Source organism: Erwinia sp. STN24, from assembly GCF_041320675.1.
In the GTDB taxonomy this organism is placed as follows: domain Bacteria; phylum Pseudomonadota; class Gammaproteobacteria; order Enterobacterales; family Enterobacteriaceae; genus Erwinia; species Erwinia aeris.
This window is the reverse complement of record NZ_JBGGPM010000009.1, coordinates 47,770-62,211: the sequence shown is the minus strand read 5'-3', so window position 1 is coordinate 62,211 and position 14,442 is coordinate 47,770. Positions and strand designations below refer to the sequence as shown.

General features: G+C 57.9%; 11 protein-coding genes. 5 read left to right on the top strand and 6 right to left on the bottom strand.

Annotated features, from left to right (window positions below):
- Positions 1-2 precede the first annotated feature (2 nt).
- From rsmA to lptD, 4 genes are read right to left on the bottom strand one after another with little or no spacing between them, the layout of a single operon-like run.
- A complete protein-coding gene (rsmA, locus tag ACA373_RS20680) occupies positions 3-830 on the bottom strand; it encodes a 16S rRNA (adenine(1518)-N(6)/adenine(1519)-N(6))-dimethyltransferase RsmA (RefSeq protein WP_253455317.1) in 828 nt (275 codons plus the stop codon).
- A complete protein-coding gene (pdxA, locus tag ACA373_RS20675; protein ID WP_253455316.1) occupies positions 823-1,815 on the bottom strand; it encodes a 4-hydroxythreonine-4-phosphate dehydrogenase PdxA in 993 nt (330 codons plus the stop codon). Before pdxA ends, rsmA begins: the two co-directional genes overlap by 8 nt.
- On the bottom strand, positions 1,805-3,100 hold the full coding sequence (surA, locus tag ACA373_RS20670) for a peptidylprolyl isomerase SurA (protein ID WP_253455315.1): 1,296 nt from the start codon (positions 3,098-3,100) through the stop codon (positions 1,805-1,807). The genes pdxA and surA overlap by 11 nt, the downstream gene beginning before the upstream one ends.
- A gap of 54 nt (positions 3,101-3,154) precedes the next feature.
- Positions 3,155-5,551, bottom strand: a complete 2,397-nt coding sequence (lptD, locus tag ACA373_RS20665) for an LPS assembly protein LptD (protein ID WP_370735013.1) — start codon at positions 5,549-5,551, stop codon at positions 3,155-3,157.
- Positions 5,552-5,698: 147 nt separating this feature from the next.
- Here lptD and djlA point away from each other — a divergent pair, with 147 nt between their 5' ends.
- The 5 genes from djlA to ACA373_RS20640 all read left to right on the top strand — a co-directional run bounded on the left by djlA (position 5,699) and on the right by ACA373_RS20640 (position 10,814).
- The gene (gene djlA / locus ACA373_RS20660; RefSeq protein ID WP_253455313.1) at positions 5,699-6,520 is read left to right on the top strand and encodes a co-chaperone DjlA; all 822 of its coding nucleotides are present in this window, start codon (positions 5,699-5,701) and stop codon (positions 6,518-6,520) included.
- Positions 6,521-6,825: 305 nt separating this feature from the next.
- On the top strand, positions 6,826-7,188 hold the full coding sequence (locus ACA373_RS20655) for a multidrug efflux SMR transporter (RefSeq protein ID WP_253455312.1): 363 nt from the start codon (positions 6,826-6,828) through the stop codon (positions 7,186-7,188).
- Positions 7,189-7,190: 2 nt separating this feature from the next.
- On the top strand, positions 7,191-7,517 hold the full coding sequence (locus ACA373_RS20650; protein ID WP_253455311.1) for a multidrug efflux SMR transporter: 327 nt from the start codon (positions 7,191-7,193) through the stop codon (positions 7,515-7,517).
- On the top strand, positions 7,517-9,904 hold the full coding sequence (gene cutC, locus ACA373_RS20645; RefSeq protein WP_370735012.1) for a choline trimethylamine-lyase: 2,388 nt from the start codon (positions 7,517-7,519) through the stop codon (positions 9,902-9,904). The genes ACA373_RS20650 and cutC overlap by 1 nt, the downstream gene beginning before the upstream one ends.
- Positions 9,867-10,814 carry a glycyl-radical enzyme activating protein gene (locus ACA373_RS20640; RefSeq protein WP_370735011.1) on the top strand — a complete coding sequence of 316 codons (948 nt, stop codon included), beginning with the start codon at positions 9,867-9,869 and terminating at the stop codon, positions 10,812-10,814. The genes cutC and ACA373_RS20640 overlap by 38 nt, the downstream gene beginning before the upstream one ends.
- A gap of 29 nt (positions 10,815-10,843) precedes the next feature.
- Here the strand turns inward: ACA373_RS20640 and rluA are convergent, their stop codons facing one another.
- Together rluA and rapA are read right to left on the bottom strand one after the other, a co-directional pair.
- Positions 10,844-11,494, bottom strand: coding sequence for a bifunctional tRNA pseudouridine(32) synthase/23S rRNA pseudouridine(746) synthase RluA (gene rluA / locus ACA373_RS20635; RefSeq protein WP_253455309.1), 651 nt, complete (start codon positions 11,492-11,494; stop codon positions 10,844-10,846).
- 41 nt (positions 11,495-11,535) lie between these two features.
- Positions 11,536-14,442 carry an RNA polymerase-associated protein RapA gene (gene rapA / locus ACA373_RS20630; protein ID WP_370735010.1) on the bottom strand — a complete coding sequence of 969 codons (2,907 nt, stop codon included), beginning with the start codon at positions 14,440-14,442 and terminating at the stop codon, positions 11,536-11,538.

Here is a 14,442-nt window from a genome sequence, read left to right as displayed (position 1 = left end):
GTTTAACTCTCCTGCGGCGTCTGTTGAGGATGCGCAGACAGCCAGTTCGCCAGCTGGCAGTACTGGGCTACGGAGATGTTTTCCGCGCGCAGCGTCGGATCGATATTCATCTCCTGCAGCGCTTCCAGCGTAAACAGATGGCCAAGGCTGTTGCGCAACGTTTTACGGCGTTTGCCGAACGCTTCGGTGGTGATCCTGCTGAGGACTTTAAGATCCTGCACCGGATTCATAATCGTGGCGTGTGGAACCAGACGAACCACGGCGGAATCCACTTTCGGCGCAGGCGTAAAGGATTCCGGCGGCACTTCCAGCACCGGGATCACCTGGCAGTAATATTGCGCCATTACCGTCAGACGACCATAGGCTTTGCTGCCCGGCCCGGCAACCAGTCGGTTGACCACCTCTTTCTGCAACATAAAGTGCATGTCGCGGATCGCATCAGTATAGCTGAAAAGGTGGAACATCAACGGGGTAGAGATGTTATAGGGCAGGTTGCCGAAGACGCGCAGAGACTGGCCTTTTTCACGGGCGTAGGCCGCGAAATCAAAGGTCATGGCATCCTGCTGGAAAATCGTCAGCTTTGGCCCTAAAAACGGATGGGTCTGCAAACGAGCCGCCAGATCGCGGTCGAGTTCGATCACCGTCATCGCTTCCAGCCTGTCGCCAACCGGTTCGGTTAACGCGCCCAGACCGGGGCCGATTTCGACTACCGCCTCGCCGGGCTGAGGGTGGATGGCGGAAACGATGCTGTCAATAATATACTGATCGTTAAGGAAGTTCTGGCCAAAACGTTTGCGGGCGAAGTGGCCCTGATGGACGCGATTATTCATTACTGCTCTTAATCATGGTAATGGCGAGGTTAAGCGCCGTAATAAAGCTGCCCGCATCCGCGTTGCCCTGGCCGGCCAGCTCTAAAGCGGTGCCGTGGTCAACGGAGGTGCGGATAAAGGGCAGGCCGAGCGTGATATTCACCGCTCGCCCGAAGCCCTGGTATTTCAGTACCGGCAGGCCCTGGTCATGATACATCGCCAGAACCGCGTCGGCATGTTGAAGATATTTAGGCTGAAACAGCGTGTCCGCCGGCAGCGGGCCGGTCAGCTGGATGCCGCTGCGCCGCAGCTCGTCAAGCGCCGGAATGATAACGTCAATTTCTTCACGTCCCATATGGCCGCCTTCGCCCGCGTGCGGATTCAGGCCGCAGACAAAAATATGCGGCTGCGCCAGACCGAACTTGCTTTGCAGATCGGCATGCAGGATGTTGATCACTTCATGCAGGCTGTCGCGGGTAATGGCGGCGGAGACGTCTTTTAACGGCAGATGCGTGGTCGCCAGCGCGACCCGCAGCGCTTCCGTCGCCAGCATCATCACCACGCGGGCACAGCCTGCGCGCTCGGCGAAAAACTCGGTATGGCCGCTGAACGGGATACCGGCGTCGTTGATCACGCCCTTGTGTACCGGCCCGGTAACCAGCGCCGCAAATTCGCCGTTAAGGCAGCCGTCGCAGGCGCGAGCCAGCGTATCCAGCACGTAGTGGCCGTTGGCGACGCAAAGCTCGCCAGCTTTTACCGGCTGCGGCGCGCTAACGGGCAGCACGGTCAGGGTGCCGGCAGCCTGCGGCCGGGCAGCAACGCCCGGCTGATAGTCACGCAGCGTCAGAGGGAGGCCCAGCTTTGCCGCGCGCTCGCGCAGCAAAGCTGGATCGGCGACGACGACCAGTTCAACTGGCCAGTCGCGCTGGGCCAGTTGTAGTGTGACATCGGGACCAATCCCGGCGGGTTCGCCGGGAGTGATCGCCACGCGCATATTACTGAGCATTGGCATCCAGAATTTTCACATAGGCAGAGGCGCGCTGCTCCTGCATCCAGGTTTGCGCTTCTTCCGCAAATTTACGGTTAAACAGCAGGCGGTAAGCACGCTCTTTCTGCGCCGCGTCGGTTTTATCAACCTGGCGCGTATCCATCAGCTGGATCAGGTGCCAGCCGAAAGAGGAGTGCACCGGCGCGCTCATCTGGCCTTTTTTCAGTTTCAGCAGCGCGTCGCGGAAGGCGGGATCGTACACCTCTGGCGAGCTCCAGCCAAGATCGCCGCCCTGGTTGGCGGAGCCGGGATCCTGAGAAAGCTGTTTAGCGGCCTGCGCGAAGGTGGTTTTGCCGCTGTTGATTTCAGCCGCAACCTGCGTCAGCTTCTGGCGCGCCTGATCGTCCGTCATCACCGGCGACGGCTTGAGCAGAATATGACGAGCGTGCACTTCCGTCACGGAGATGCTCTGTTTGTCGCCGCGAACGTCGTTCACTTTCAGGATATGGAAGCCTACGCCGGAACGGATTGGGCCGATGATATCGCCTTTCTTCGCCGTAACCAGCGACTGCGCGAACAGCGAAGGCAGTTCCTGGATGCGGCCCCAGCCCATATTGCCGCCTTTCAGCGCCTGCGGATCGGCGGAGTAGGTGATCGCCAGCTTGCCGAAGTCCGCGCCGCCTTTAGCCTGGCTGACCAGCTGTTTCGCCAGATCTTCCTGCTCGTCCACCTGCTGCTGCGTCGGGTTTTCCGGCAGCGGCAGCAGAATGTGGCTGAGGTTCAGCTCGGTAGACGCGTTGTTCTGCGAGGAAACCTGCGTCGCCAGCGAATCCACTTCCTGCGGCAGAATAGTCACGCGACGACGTACTTCGTTGTTGCGGACTTCGGCAATGGTCATCTCTTTACGGATCTGCTCGCGATAGGTGGCGTAGTTCATACCGTCATAGGCCAGACGGCTACGCAGCTGATCCACGCTCATCTTGTTCTGAGCGGCGATATTGGCAATCGCCTGATCGAGCTGATCGTCCTGGATCTGGATCCCCGCCTGTTTCGCCATTTGCAGCAGAATATTGTCCATCACCAGGCGTTCGACAATCTGGTGACGCAGCGTTTTATCATCCGGCAGCTGCTGACCAGCCTGCTGCGCCTGACTTTTCACCGACCGCATCATGCCGTCGACATCGCTTTCTAACACAACGCCGTTATTGACCACGGCGGCTACTTTATCAACAACTTGCGGTGCTGCAAACGCGGTGCTGGCAGTGAGCGCAGCCCCCAGGATCAGCATTCTCCAGTTCTTCATACTTTTTCCATTTTTCTATCCGCACTGCGGGTTGGCATACTAATTATCACAACATCAGAAAGAGCGCTGATAAGGCAGGATGCCCTGTCGCAGCATTTGCCCGGTGCCCAGACCATAGGATGAGCTCAGGCCGCGCAGCTCAATGTTGAACGAGATTTTGTTGTCGTACGTGCTGCTGTCGTTTTCCCAATTGGTGATTTTACGTTCATAACCCAGACGAATAGCGTAGCAGCAAGAGCTGTACTGGACGCCCAGCAGCTGATCGGCAGGCTGTTTGGCCTTGGTATCGTAATACCAGGCACCGACCACCGACCAGGCATCGGCGATTGGCCAGCTGGCCGTGGCGCCTACCTGCGAAATCCCCTGCTGGTAGCCAGGGTTCTTAATCTGGCTCAGCGTCTGCTGAATATATTCGGGGCTGGTGTAGCGGTAGTTCAGCTGCACCAGACGATCGGCATCCCGACGATATTCCAGAACGGCGTTGCCCTGGGAAACGTTATCGATGCGGGTGTCGTACTGCACACCGCCGCGCGCGCCCCAGCGATCGCTAATCTTCCAGTAGGTGTCGCCAGCCCAGACCAGGCTGCCGCGATCGTCGCTGTCTGCGTTCTCCAGTCCGGTACGGGCTGGGGTAAACGAGTAGATTTGACCAATGGAAGCGTTAAAACGTTCAACCAAATCGTTATCAAATATTCGCGTAGTCACGCCGCTGGTCAGCTGATTAGCGGAAGCGATGCGATCCAGGCCGCTATAGGTGCGGTCACGGAACAGGCCGGTATAGTCGCTTTGCAGCAGCGTTGAGTCGTAAGCGCGCACCGTGCTCTGATCGCGATAGGGAAGATAAAGGTACTGCATACGCGGTTCCAGCGTCTGCGTGTAGCCTTCCGACCAGTCCATATCGCGGTCAAATACCATCTTGCCGTCGACCTTAAACTGCGGCATAACGCGGTTTACGCTGCTTTTCAGCTGGTTGACTTTGCTGGTATCAACGTTGTTGTTGTAATACTCGACGTCATCCTGCTGATAGTGCGTCGCCAGCAGTTTCGCTTCGGTATTAAGGCTGCCCCAGCCGTTGGAAAGCGGCAGGTTGATAGTCGGTTCCAGGTGCAAACGCGTTGCATCCGGGTAATTATCGTTAACGTTGGTAAACTTCACCGCCTGCGCATAGAGATGCGTATCGAACGGGCCGACGTTGTTCTGATAGTAGTTATAATCGAACTGCGGCTCGGCGCGGTAAACGTCGTTATTGGTCTGGGTGGAGAAGATCTGGAACTGCTTGGTCGACAGCGTCGCATCCCAGTTTTTCTCTGCGTAGCCTACGCTGAATTTCTGCGTAACGTAGCCGTCGGTCGAGTCGCCGTAGGTGGAATCCAGATCGGTAAAGTAGTAAAGATCGCTGACCTTGGTGTAATCAACGTTAAAGCGCCAGTTCTGATCGTAGACGCCGGAGTGCCGCCAGAAGAAGAGCCAGCGGTTAGAATCTTTGTCGTCGGTCATCCCGCGCGTGGCGGCATCTTTATTGTACTGGTCGTCGCTCGGCAGATAATCAAACTCAACCAGGCCCGCGCCCGCCTTGGTCAGGTAGCGGAATTCGTTCTGCCACTGCAGGCCGCGCTTGCTCATATAGTGCGGCGTGATGGTGGCATCAGCCTGCGGCGCAATGTTCCAGTAGTAAGGCAGAATAAATTCAAAGCCGTTGGAGCTGCCGAATTTCGCGTTGGGGATCAAAAAGCCCGAACGGCGGCGGTCGCCAATCGGTAGCTGTAGATAAGGGCTGTACAGCACCGGCACCGCGCCGATCTTAAAGCGGGCGTTCCAGATTTCCGCGACCTGCTCTTCACGATCCTGGATCACCTGCGTACCTGCAACGCTCCAGCTGTTGTCGCCGGGCAGACAGGAGGTGAAGGTACCGTTTTCAAGGATGGTATAGCGGTTTTCACCGCGCTGCTTCATCTGATCGCCGGTACCCCGTCCCTGGCGGCCCACCATTTGATAGGTGCCGTTCCAGACGTTGGTGTCTTTGGTATTCAGATTCGACCAGGCTTTCGGCCCTTTCAGGATGACCTGATTATCGTCGTATTGCACATTACCCAGCGCGTCAACGGTGCGTACCGGCGTCGTCTGGCCCGGCTGCTGTCGCTGATGCAGCTGCATCTCGTCGGAAAGCAGACGGCTGTTGCCCTGGCGAATATCGACGTTGCCGTTGAACACCGCGTCGTCAGGGTAGTTGCCTTTCGCTTGATCCGCGTTGATAGTAACCGGCAGTTCATTGGTATTTTTACCCTGAATCAGAGGCCGGTTATAGCTCGGTACACCCAGCATACACTGCGAGGCGAGGTCATCTGCCAGACCCTGCTGGCTGTAGAGCGCTGAGCCGATAAGCGTGGCCAGCAAAGTAGGTAGTCGTTTTTTCATACGCGGTATCGAAAATTCCGTGATAGCTGGCATCATGCCGACAAACGGTCAGAGACTAACGCACTCAACTGCGTTGCGCTAGTGTTATCCAGGCTGTTTGACCGCGTTGCCGTTAGGCTCAGAGATAAATGACGGGTATGATAATGCAATTTTTAGCCTTCAGCATGGCGAATTGAGGAGTATATGCGCTATTGGGGAAAAGTAATCGGGCTTGTGCTGGGTTTGTTAAGCGGCACCGGCTTTTGGGGACTGGCGATTGGCCTGCTCTTCGGGCATTTGGTTGATAAAGCGCGAGCGGTTCAGGGGCAGGGCTATTTTGCTAATCAGCAGACCCGTCAGGCGCTCTTTTTCAGCACCACCTTTCAGGTTATGGGCCATCTGACCAAGTCAAAAGGCCGCGTGACCGATGCGGACATCCAGATGGCGTCATTGTTGATGGATCGTATGCAGCTGCACGGCGAGGCGAGAACGGCCGCGCAGCAGGCTTTTCGCCAGGGGAAAGAGGGCAACTACCCGCTGCGCGACAAGCTGCGGGAGCTGCGCAGCGCCTGCTTCGGCCGCTTCGATCTGATTAGGATGTTTCTGGAAATCCAGATCCAGGCCGCGTTTGCCGACGGCTCGCTCCATCCTAACGAACGTCAGGTGCTGTATGTCATCGCGGAAGAGCTGGGGATTTCGCATGCGCAATTCGATCAGTTTTTACGGATGATGCAGGGCGGTCAGCAGTTCGGCGGCGGGGGCTATCAGCACGGTGCCGGTTCGCAAGGCTATGCGCAGGCGCAGCGCGGGCCAACGCTGGAAGATGCCTGTAGCGTGCTGGGCGTAAAAAGCAGCGACGATGCGGCGACCATCAAGCGCGCCTATCGCAAGCTGATGAGCGAACACCATCCCGATAAGCTGGTGGCCAAAGGCCTACCGCCGCAGATGATGGAGATGGCGAAGCAAAAAGCGCAGGAGATCCAGGCGGCTTACGATCTGATCAAGCGTGAAAAAGGGTTTAAATAATTTGTTAGCGGCCGACGAGCGCTTTCGTCGGCCTTTTTAATGCCAGCTTTATTATTAATATTCTTTTTAACACCACGCTGATTTTTTATTAACGCCTTGTCTTTTAATTCCCCTTTCTTGTTAATCTCGCCTGGCTGTAATCATGCCGCAGCCCGTCTGCGCCCTATATTGTTAATATAAATAATCAGAATGATATACAGACAGGTTCTGTCTGAGCGAACGGAAAATGTTTATGCTGGGTTTATCAGCGGGCCGCTATGATAGAGAAATAAAATACTGACAATATTAAAATGGCTTAATGAGATATGAATAAAGATAAATATTTTCTTTTTCTCTGTGTTGCTATCGCGTCTGAAATAACGGCTACCACGATGCTGGCGCTGTCTAAAGGCATGTCCGTGCTGCTACCGGCATTTACGGCGCTGGCCGCTTATGGTTTCTCCTATTATTTCTTATCGCTGTCCCTTAAAAAAATTCCGCTGGGCCTGGCCTATGCCCTGTGGGCCGGGCTGGGGATTGTCGCCACTTCGCTGATCAACCGCTTCCTGTTCCAGGTTTCCCTGAGCGGCGGCGCGATTGTCGGCCTGTTAATGATCATAGCCGGGGTGCTGGTGATTAATCTGCTGGCCAAAAGCGATCGCGGTAACGATACCGTGGAGGAAAACTAATTATGCACAGTACGCTGATGGGATTGTTATGGCTTTTTATCGCCATCCTGCTGGAGGTGCTGGCAACCAGCCTGCTGCCTAAAACCGATAATTTTAAACGCTGGGGACTGACCCTGGGCGTCATGGCAATTTACGGCACCTGTTTTTACGCATTATCAAAAGCGATTGTCGTGCTTTCCGTTGGCCTTTCTTATGCCCTGTGGGCCGGGCTGGGCGTAGTTATTATCAGTCTGGTTGGCGTGATTTTTTATCGAAATAAGATCGATAAGTATTCCGTTCTGGGAATCGGTCTTATCGGCATTGGCTGTATTACCATGGGGATATTTTAATGCAGGATATAAACACACGGCTTTTACCTCGTGCTGAGCGTCTGCGCGAGCGTTATTTACAGGCTAAGCCATTTATTTCGGCCGCGCGAGCCAGAGCGGTCACGGAAATTTACCGTCGCTATCCGGGGATGCCGGCTATTTTATTACGCGCGATGGCCTTTCGTCATGCCTGCCGCACGGCGCCGCTGGTGATTGCAGAAGATGAACTGATTGTCAGTCATCCGGCAGGCGCGGCGCGCGGTGGCGAAGTGTCGCCGGAAATTGCCTGGCGCTGGGTGGCGGACGAGCTGGATACCATGTCCACGCGCGCGCAGGATCCCTATGAAATCAGCGAAGAGGTAAAGCGCGAGCTGCGTGAAGAGATTTTCCCTTTCTGGCAGGGGCGGTCGCTGGATGAGGTGGCGGAAACCCGGCTGCGCCACGCGGGGCTGTGGGAATGGAGCACCGTTGAAGGAATTTGTGATTTAAGTATTAAAACGCAAAACGGCGGCGGCGACACCTGTCCGGGCTACGACATCATCCTGCTGAAAAAAGGCATGGGCGGCGTGCAGCGGGAAGCGCAGGCGGCGCTGGATAAGCTTTCGCCAACCTGCCCCGAGGATCAGGACAAGCGCTATTTCTATGAGGCGGTCGTGGAAACCTGTCAGGGCGTGGTGGATTACGCCAACCGCTACGCCGACTACGCCCAGGCGCTGGCTGAGCAGACGCCGGACGCGCAGCGCAAAGCGGAGCTGGAAAAGCTGGCCGCTATTTGCCGTCGCGTGCCGGAACAGCCGCCCGCCACCTTTTACGAAGCGCTACAGGCCATCTGGTTTGCGCAGTCGCTGTTTATTCTGGAAGAAAACCAGACCGGCATTTCGCTTGGCCGTGTCGATCAGTACCTGTGGCCGCTGCTGCAGGCCGATCTTGCCAGCGGCGAGCTGACGGAGGAACAGGCGGAAGAGCTGCTTTGCTGCTGGATGATCAAAATGTCCGAGTGCATGTGGATTTGCAGCGCCAGTTCCGCCATGTATTTCGCGGGCTACCAGCCCTTTGTCAATCTGGTGGTCGGCGGCCAGAAGCGCGAGGGCGGCGATGCCACCAATCCGCTTTCCATGCTGATTATGGACTGCTCGCGCAAGCTGAAAATTTATCAGCCAAGCCTGGCGGTGCGGATCCACAACCAGTCGCCGCAGCCTTTTATGCGCAAAATCGTCGAGGTGATCCGCGCCGGGATCGGTTTCCCTGCCTGTCACTTTGACGACGCGCATATCAAAATGATGCTGCGTAAAGGCTTCGATTACGACGATGCGCGCGACTACTGCCTGATGGGCTGCGTAGAGCCGCAACGTTCTGGCCGCATCTATCAGTGGACCTCGGTAGGCTATACCACCTTTACCTGCGCCATTGAGCTGGCGCTAAATAACGGCAGAAGCGCCAGCGGCAGCCAGATGGGGCCGCAGACCGGCGAGGCCGCCACGCTGAAAAGCTGGGAAGCCTTTGAGGAGGCAGTCAGGCAGCAGCTGCGCCACATTGTGAAGCAGGCCGCAGAAGCCACGCTGATGATGCAAAAGCTGCATAAAGAGCTGGCGCCCAAGCCGTTTATCTCCTGCCTGGTCGAAGGCTGTCTGGAGCAGGGCAAGGATGTGATGCACGGCGGCGCGGCAATTAACAACGGGCCAGGACTGATCTGGACGGGAATGGCGGACTACGCCAACGCCATGATGGTGATGCGCGAGCTGGTTTATCAGCAGCAGCAGGTGACGCCAGCGCAGATGGCGCAGGCGCTGCGTGATAATTTCTCCGGGCACGAAACGCTGCGCAACGCCTGCCTGAACGTCGCCAAATTTGGCAACGATATTGAAGAGGTCGATCTGATCGCGCGCGATCTGATCCGCTTTATCGAAAGCGAGCACCGCCGGTACTCGATGCTGTACGGGCCGTTCACCCACGGGACGCTTTCTATCTCTAACAATACGCCGTTCGGCCTGACCACCGGCGCGCTGCCCAGCGGACGACTGGCCGGTATGCCGCTCGCTGACGGCATCAGCCCTTCCCAGCAGACGGACTATGCAGGCCCTACGGCGATTATTAATTCCGTTGGCCGGATCAATGTCGAAGAGATGGAGATCGGCATGGTGCATAACTTTAAGCTGCTGCACGGCATTCTGGATACGGAAGAGGGCGAGCAGGGCATTATTACCCTGCTGCGCAGCGCCAGCCTGCTGGGCAACGCGCAGATGCAGTTCAGCTATGTGGACAACGAAACGCTGAAAAAAGCGCAGGAAAACCCCGGGCAGTATCGCAACCTGATGATCCGGGTGGCGGGCTACAGCGCCTTTTTCGTTGAACTCAGCCGCGAGGTTCAGGATGAAATCATCAGCCGTACCCAACTCCAGTCTTTCTGAGGCCGCCAGCGGGAGCGTATTCAATATTCAGCGCTTTTCTCTGCATGACGGCCCCGGCGTGCGCACCGTGGTGTTTCTGAAAGGGTGCCAGATGCGCTGCGCCTGGTGCGCCAACCCGGAAAGCCTGGCGCCGCAGCCGGAAGTCCTGTTCGATCGGCAACGCTGTGCAAAAGCGCCTTGCGAGCAGCACTGTCCGGGCCGATCGGCCGTTAAAATGGCGGCGGTCGGCTATGAAAGCTGGCCGGATGACCAGAAGTGCCCGGCGGCGGCGCTGCGCAAGGTGGGCAAAACGCTTAGCGTCGACGAAGTGATGCGCACGGTGGCGGCGGATGCGCTTTATTACCGTACTTCAGGCGGCGGGATGACGCTCAGCGGCGGTGAGGCCGCCATGCAGCCTGATTTTTCCCGTGCCTTACTGCGCCGCGCCAGGCAGGAGGGGATCCACACCGCCGTTGAAACCTCCGGCTTCGCCGCCTGGCCCGCGCTCTGGCAGGTCTGCGAAGCCAGCCAGCTGATCCTGTACGATGTTAAGCTGGCCGACGACGTCCTGCACCAGCGCTACACCGGCGTCAGCAACCGCAGCATCTGGCAGAACCTGACGCGCCTGCTGGCGCAGACGATCCCGCTGCGCATCCGCATTCCGGTCATACCTGAGGTGAACGACAGCAGAAAAGAGGCGGAGAAGATGATGCGCGCCATCGCCAGCCTGACGCAGGGCAGCCGCTGCTTTCAGGGCATCGATCTGCTGCCTTATCACAATTTCGGCCTGCGCAAATACGTGCTGACGGACAGGCGGTGTCTTTATGAGGAAATGCACCCCGATCGCGGCAAGCCGCGGGTGGCGGAGCTGGAGAAAATGGCCGTGCGGTATGGGTTAAGCACGACAACGCTGTCCCACTGCATCGGCTGAATAAGGCCTCTGGCGACAGAGGCCTTTGTTCAGAAGTCCGCCGGCTGACGGAAAGTCATCGGCGTCTGGTATTTGGGATGGGTGATGGTGAGCATCTCGGCGTGCAGCAGCAGGCGCGGCGCCATCGCTCTGGCCTCTTCATGCGCGTAAAAGTTATCGCCCAGAATCGGATGCCCCAGCGCCAGCATATGCACGCGAAGCTGATGAGAACGGCCGGTAATCGGCTTTAACCGCACGCGTGCGCTGTTATCCGCCGCATACTCCAGCACCTGATATTCGGTCTGCGCCGGTTTACCGGTTTCAAAGCAGACTTTCTGCTTTGGTCGCAGCGGCCAGTCGCAGATCAGCGGCAGATCGATAAGCCCTTCTTCCTGCGCGGGATGACCCCAGACGCGTGCCAGATAGGTTTTTTTCGGCTCGCGCTCGCGGAACTGGCGTTTCAGCTCCCGCTCGGACGCTTTGGTCAGTGCGACCAGGATAATACCGCTGGTTGCCATATCCAGGCGGTGTACGGATTCCGCCAGCGGAAAATCGCGCTGAAGACGCGTCATCACGCTGTCTTTATGCTCGGGCAGCCGACCGGGCACCGACAGCAGACCGCTCGGTTTGTTGACCACGATAATATGCTCGTCCTGATAAAGAACGGCTAAGGGATCTTGCGGAGGATTATAGGGTTCCATCTTTTTGCCTGTATGGGGCGACCGCAGCCGCCCCGTGCTAATTACTGATGCGTGACAACGATCAGGCGCAGCGCGTCAAGACGCCAGCCCGCGCTATCAAGCGCCGCCAGCACCTGCTCGCGATTGCTTTCCAGCGCGTCGATCTCATCCTGACGGATGTTAGGATTAACCGCGCTCAACGCCTGCAAACGCGACAGCTCCGCGCTCAGGTTCTCGTTTGCTTCCGTGCGGGCAATCTCGATCAGCTTGCGCGCTTCTTCGGCAGCCTGGCCTTCCGCCAGCTTCAGGATCTCGTGCACATCCTGCTGTACGGCGTTAACCAGCTTGCTGCCGGTATGGCGATTGACCGCGTTCAGCTGACGGTTGAAGCTCTCGAACTCGACCTTACCCGCCAGGTTAGTCCCCTTGCGATCAACCAGCATCCGCACCGGCGTCGTCGGCAGGAAGCGCGTCAGCTGAAGCTGTTTCGGCGCCTGCGCTTCCACCACGTAGATCAGCTCCACCAGCAGCGTGCCGACAGGCAGCGCCTTGTTTTTCAACAGCGAGAGCGCGCAGCTGCCGGTATCGCCGGACAGGATCAGATCCAGGCCGTTGCGAATGATCGGATGCTCCCAGGTGACGTACTGTGCGTCTTCGCGCGACAGTGCCTGATTGCGATCGAAAGTAATGGTGCAGCCATCTTCCGGCAGGCCAGGGAAATCCGGCACCAGCATGTGATCGCCCGGCGTCAGCACGATCAGGTTGTCGCTGCGATCTTCCTGATTAATACCGACGATATCAAACAGGTTGAGCGCAAAGTTAACCAGCTCGATATGGTTATCCTGCTCGCTGATGGTTTCCGCCAGCGCCTGCGCTTTTTCACCGCCGTTGGAGTTCAGCTCCAGCAGGCGGTCGCGGCCCTGTTCCAGCTTGCTTTTCAGCGCGTTATGCTGCTCGCGGCAGTCGCTGATAAAGTCGTCCAGCCCCTCGCTGTTTTCCGGCGAGGCCAGATAGTTCACCAGCTGGTCGCTGACCGTATCGTAAATAGCGCGGCCGGTCGGGCAGGTATGCTCAAAGGCGTCCAGCCCCTCGTGATACCAGCGCACCAGCACCGACTGGGCGGTTTTTTCCAGATAAGGCACGTGGATCTGGATATCGTGCGCCTGACCGATACGGTCAAGACGGCCAATACGCTGCTCCAGCAGATCCGGGTTGGCAGGCAGATCGAACATCACCATCTGGCTGGCGAACTGGAAGTTACGGCCTTCGGAACCGATTTCCGAGCAGAGCAGCACCTGCGCGCCATCCTCTTCGGAGGCGAACCAGGCCGCCGCGCGGTCGCGTTCAATAATCGACAGCCCTTCATGGAACACGGCGGCGCGGATGCCTTCGCGCTCGCGCAGCACCTGCTCCAGCTGGAGCGCGGTGGTGGCTTTGGCGCAGATAACCAGCACTTTGCTGTCGCGATGGCTGGTCAAAAAGCCCATCAGCCATTCGACGCGCGGATCGAAGTTCCACCAGGTGCCGCTGTCGCCTTCAAATTCCTGATAAATCTGCTCCGGATAGAGCATGTCGCGCGCGCGCTCATCGGCCGCCTTACGCGCGCCCATGATGCCGGACACCTTGATCGCCGTCTGATACTGCGTCGGCAGCGGCAGGCGGATCTGATGCAGTTCGCGTTTCGGAAAGCCTTTGACGCCGTTACGGGTGTTGCGGAACAGCACGCGGCTGGTGCCGTGGCGATCCATCAACATGCTGATCAGCTCCTGACGCGCTTCCAGCTTGCCTTCGCGATCGCTGTTGGCGACCTGGAGCAGCGGCTCGATATCCTGCTCGCCCATCAGATCGTTCAGCATATTCAGGGCGTCGTTATCGATCGCCTTATCGGCCAGCAGGCCGGAAACCGCATCGGCAATCGGCTGAAAATGTTGCTGTTCTTCAACAAAAGTGGCGAAGTCGTGGAAGCGATCCGGGTCCAGCAGGCGCAGACGGGCAAAGTGGCTCTCCATGCCCAGCTGCTCCGGCGTCGCGGTCAGCAGCAGCACACCGGGGATCTGCTCGGCCAGCTGCTCAATTACCTGATATTCGCGGCTTGGCTGACCCTCTTCCCAGGCCAGGTGATGCGCCTCGTCCACGATCAGCAGATCCCACTCGGCTTCCGCCAGCATCTCCAGACGCTGCTTGTTGCGGCGCACAAAGTCGAGCGAGCAGATTACCAGCTGTTCGGTATCGAAAGCGTTGTCGCTGTCCAGGCGCGCCTGCGCGTAGCGATCGTCGTCAAACAGGGCAAAGCGCAGGTTAAAGCGGCGGAGCATTTCCACCAGCCACTGGTGCTGTAGCGTTTCCGGCACGACGATCAGCACGCGCTCGGCGCGACCGGCCAGCAGCTGCTGATGAATAATCATGCCCGCTTCGATGGTTTTGCCAAGGCCCACTTCATCAGCCAGCAGCACGCGCGGCGCGTGGCGACGGCCTACGTCGTGCGCGATATGCAGCTGGTGCGGGATCAGGCTGGTGCGCATGCCGCGCAGGCCGCTGACCGGCAGGCGATACTGTTCGCTCTGGTATTTACGCGCGCGAAAACGCAGCGCGAAGCGATCCATACGATCCAGCTGGCCGGCAAACAGGCGGTCCTGCGGCTTGCTGAACACCAGCTTGCTGTCGAGCATCACTTCACGCAGCATCACGCCGGACTCTTCGGTATCAAGCCGGGTGCCGATGTAGCTGACCAGACCGTTTTCGGTCACGACTTCCGCCACCTCCAGCTGCCAGCCTTCGTGACTGGTAACGGTGTCGCCCGGGTTGAAGATCACACGAGTAATAGGCGAATCATTTTTAGCGTAAAGACGGTTCTCGCCGGTGGCGGGGAAAAGCAGTGTGACCATGCGCGCATCTACCGCAACAATAGTTCCTAATCCCAGTTCGCTTTCCGTATCGCTGATCCAGCGTTGACCAAGTGTAAAAGGCAT

Bases quoted from the DNA above. Each gene is read 5' to 3' on its own strand.
- rsmA (WP_253455317.1), bottom strand. From the start codon at position 830: ATGAATAATCGCGTCCATCAGGGCCACTTCGCCCGCAAACGTTTTGGC.
- pdxA (WP_253455316.1), bottom strand. From the start codon at position 1,815: ATGCTCAGTAATATGCGCGTGGCGATCACTCCCGGCGAACCCGCCGGG.
- surA (WP_253455315.1), bottom strand. From the start codon at position 3,100: ATGAAGAACTGGAGAATGCTGATCCTGGGGGCTGCGCTCACTGCCAGC.
- lptD (WP_370735013.1), bottom strand. From the start codon at position 5,551: ATGATGCCAGCTATCACGGAATTTTCGATACCGCGTATGAAAAAACGA.
- djlA (WP_253455313.1), top strand. From the start codon at position 5,699: ATGCGCTATTGGGGAAAAGTAATCGGGCTTGTGCTGGGTTTGTTAAGC.
- ACA373_RS20655 (WP_253455312.1), top strand. From the start codon at position 6,826: ATGAATAAAGATAAATATTTTCTTTTTCTCTGTGTTGCTATCGCGTCT.
- ACA373_RS20650 (WP_253455311.1), top strand. From the start codon at position 7,191: ATGCACAGTACGCTGATGGGATTGTTATGGCTTTTTATCGCCATCCTG.
- cutC (WP_370735012.1), top strand. From the start codon at position 7,517: ATGCAGGATATAAACACACGGCTTTTACCTCGTGCTGAGCGTCTGCGC.
- ACA373_RS20640 (WP_370735011.1), top strand. From the start codon at position 9,867: ATGAAATCATCAGCCGTACCCAACTCCAGTCTTTCTGAGGCCGCCAGC.
- rluA (WP_253455309.1), bottom strand. From the start codon at position 11,494: ATGGAACCCTATAATCCTCCGCAAGATCCCTTAGCCGTTCTTTATCAG.
- rapA (WP_370735010.1), bottom strand. From the start codon at position 14,442: ATGCCTTTTACACTTGGTCAACGCTGGATCAGCGATACGGAAAGCGAA.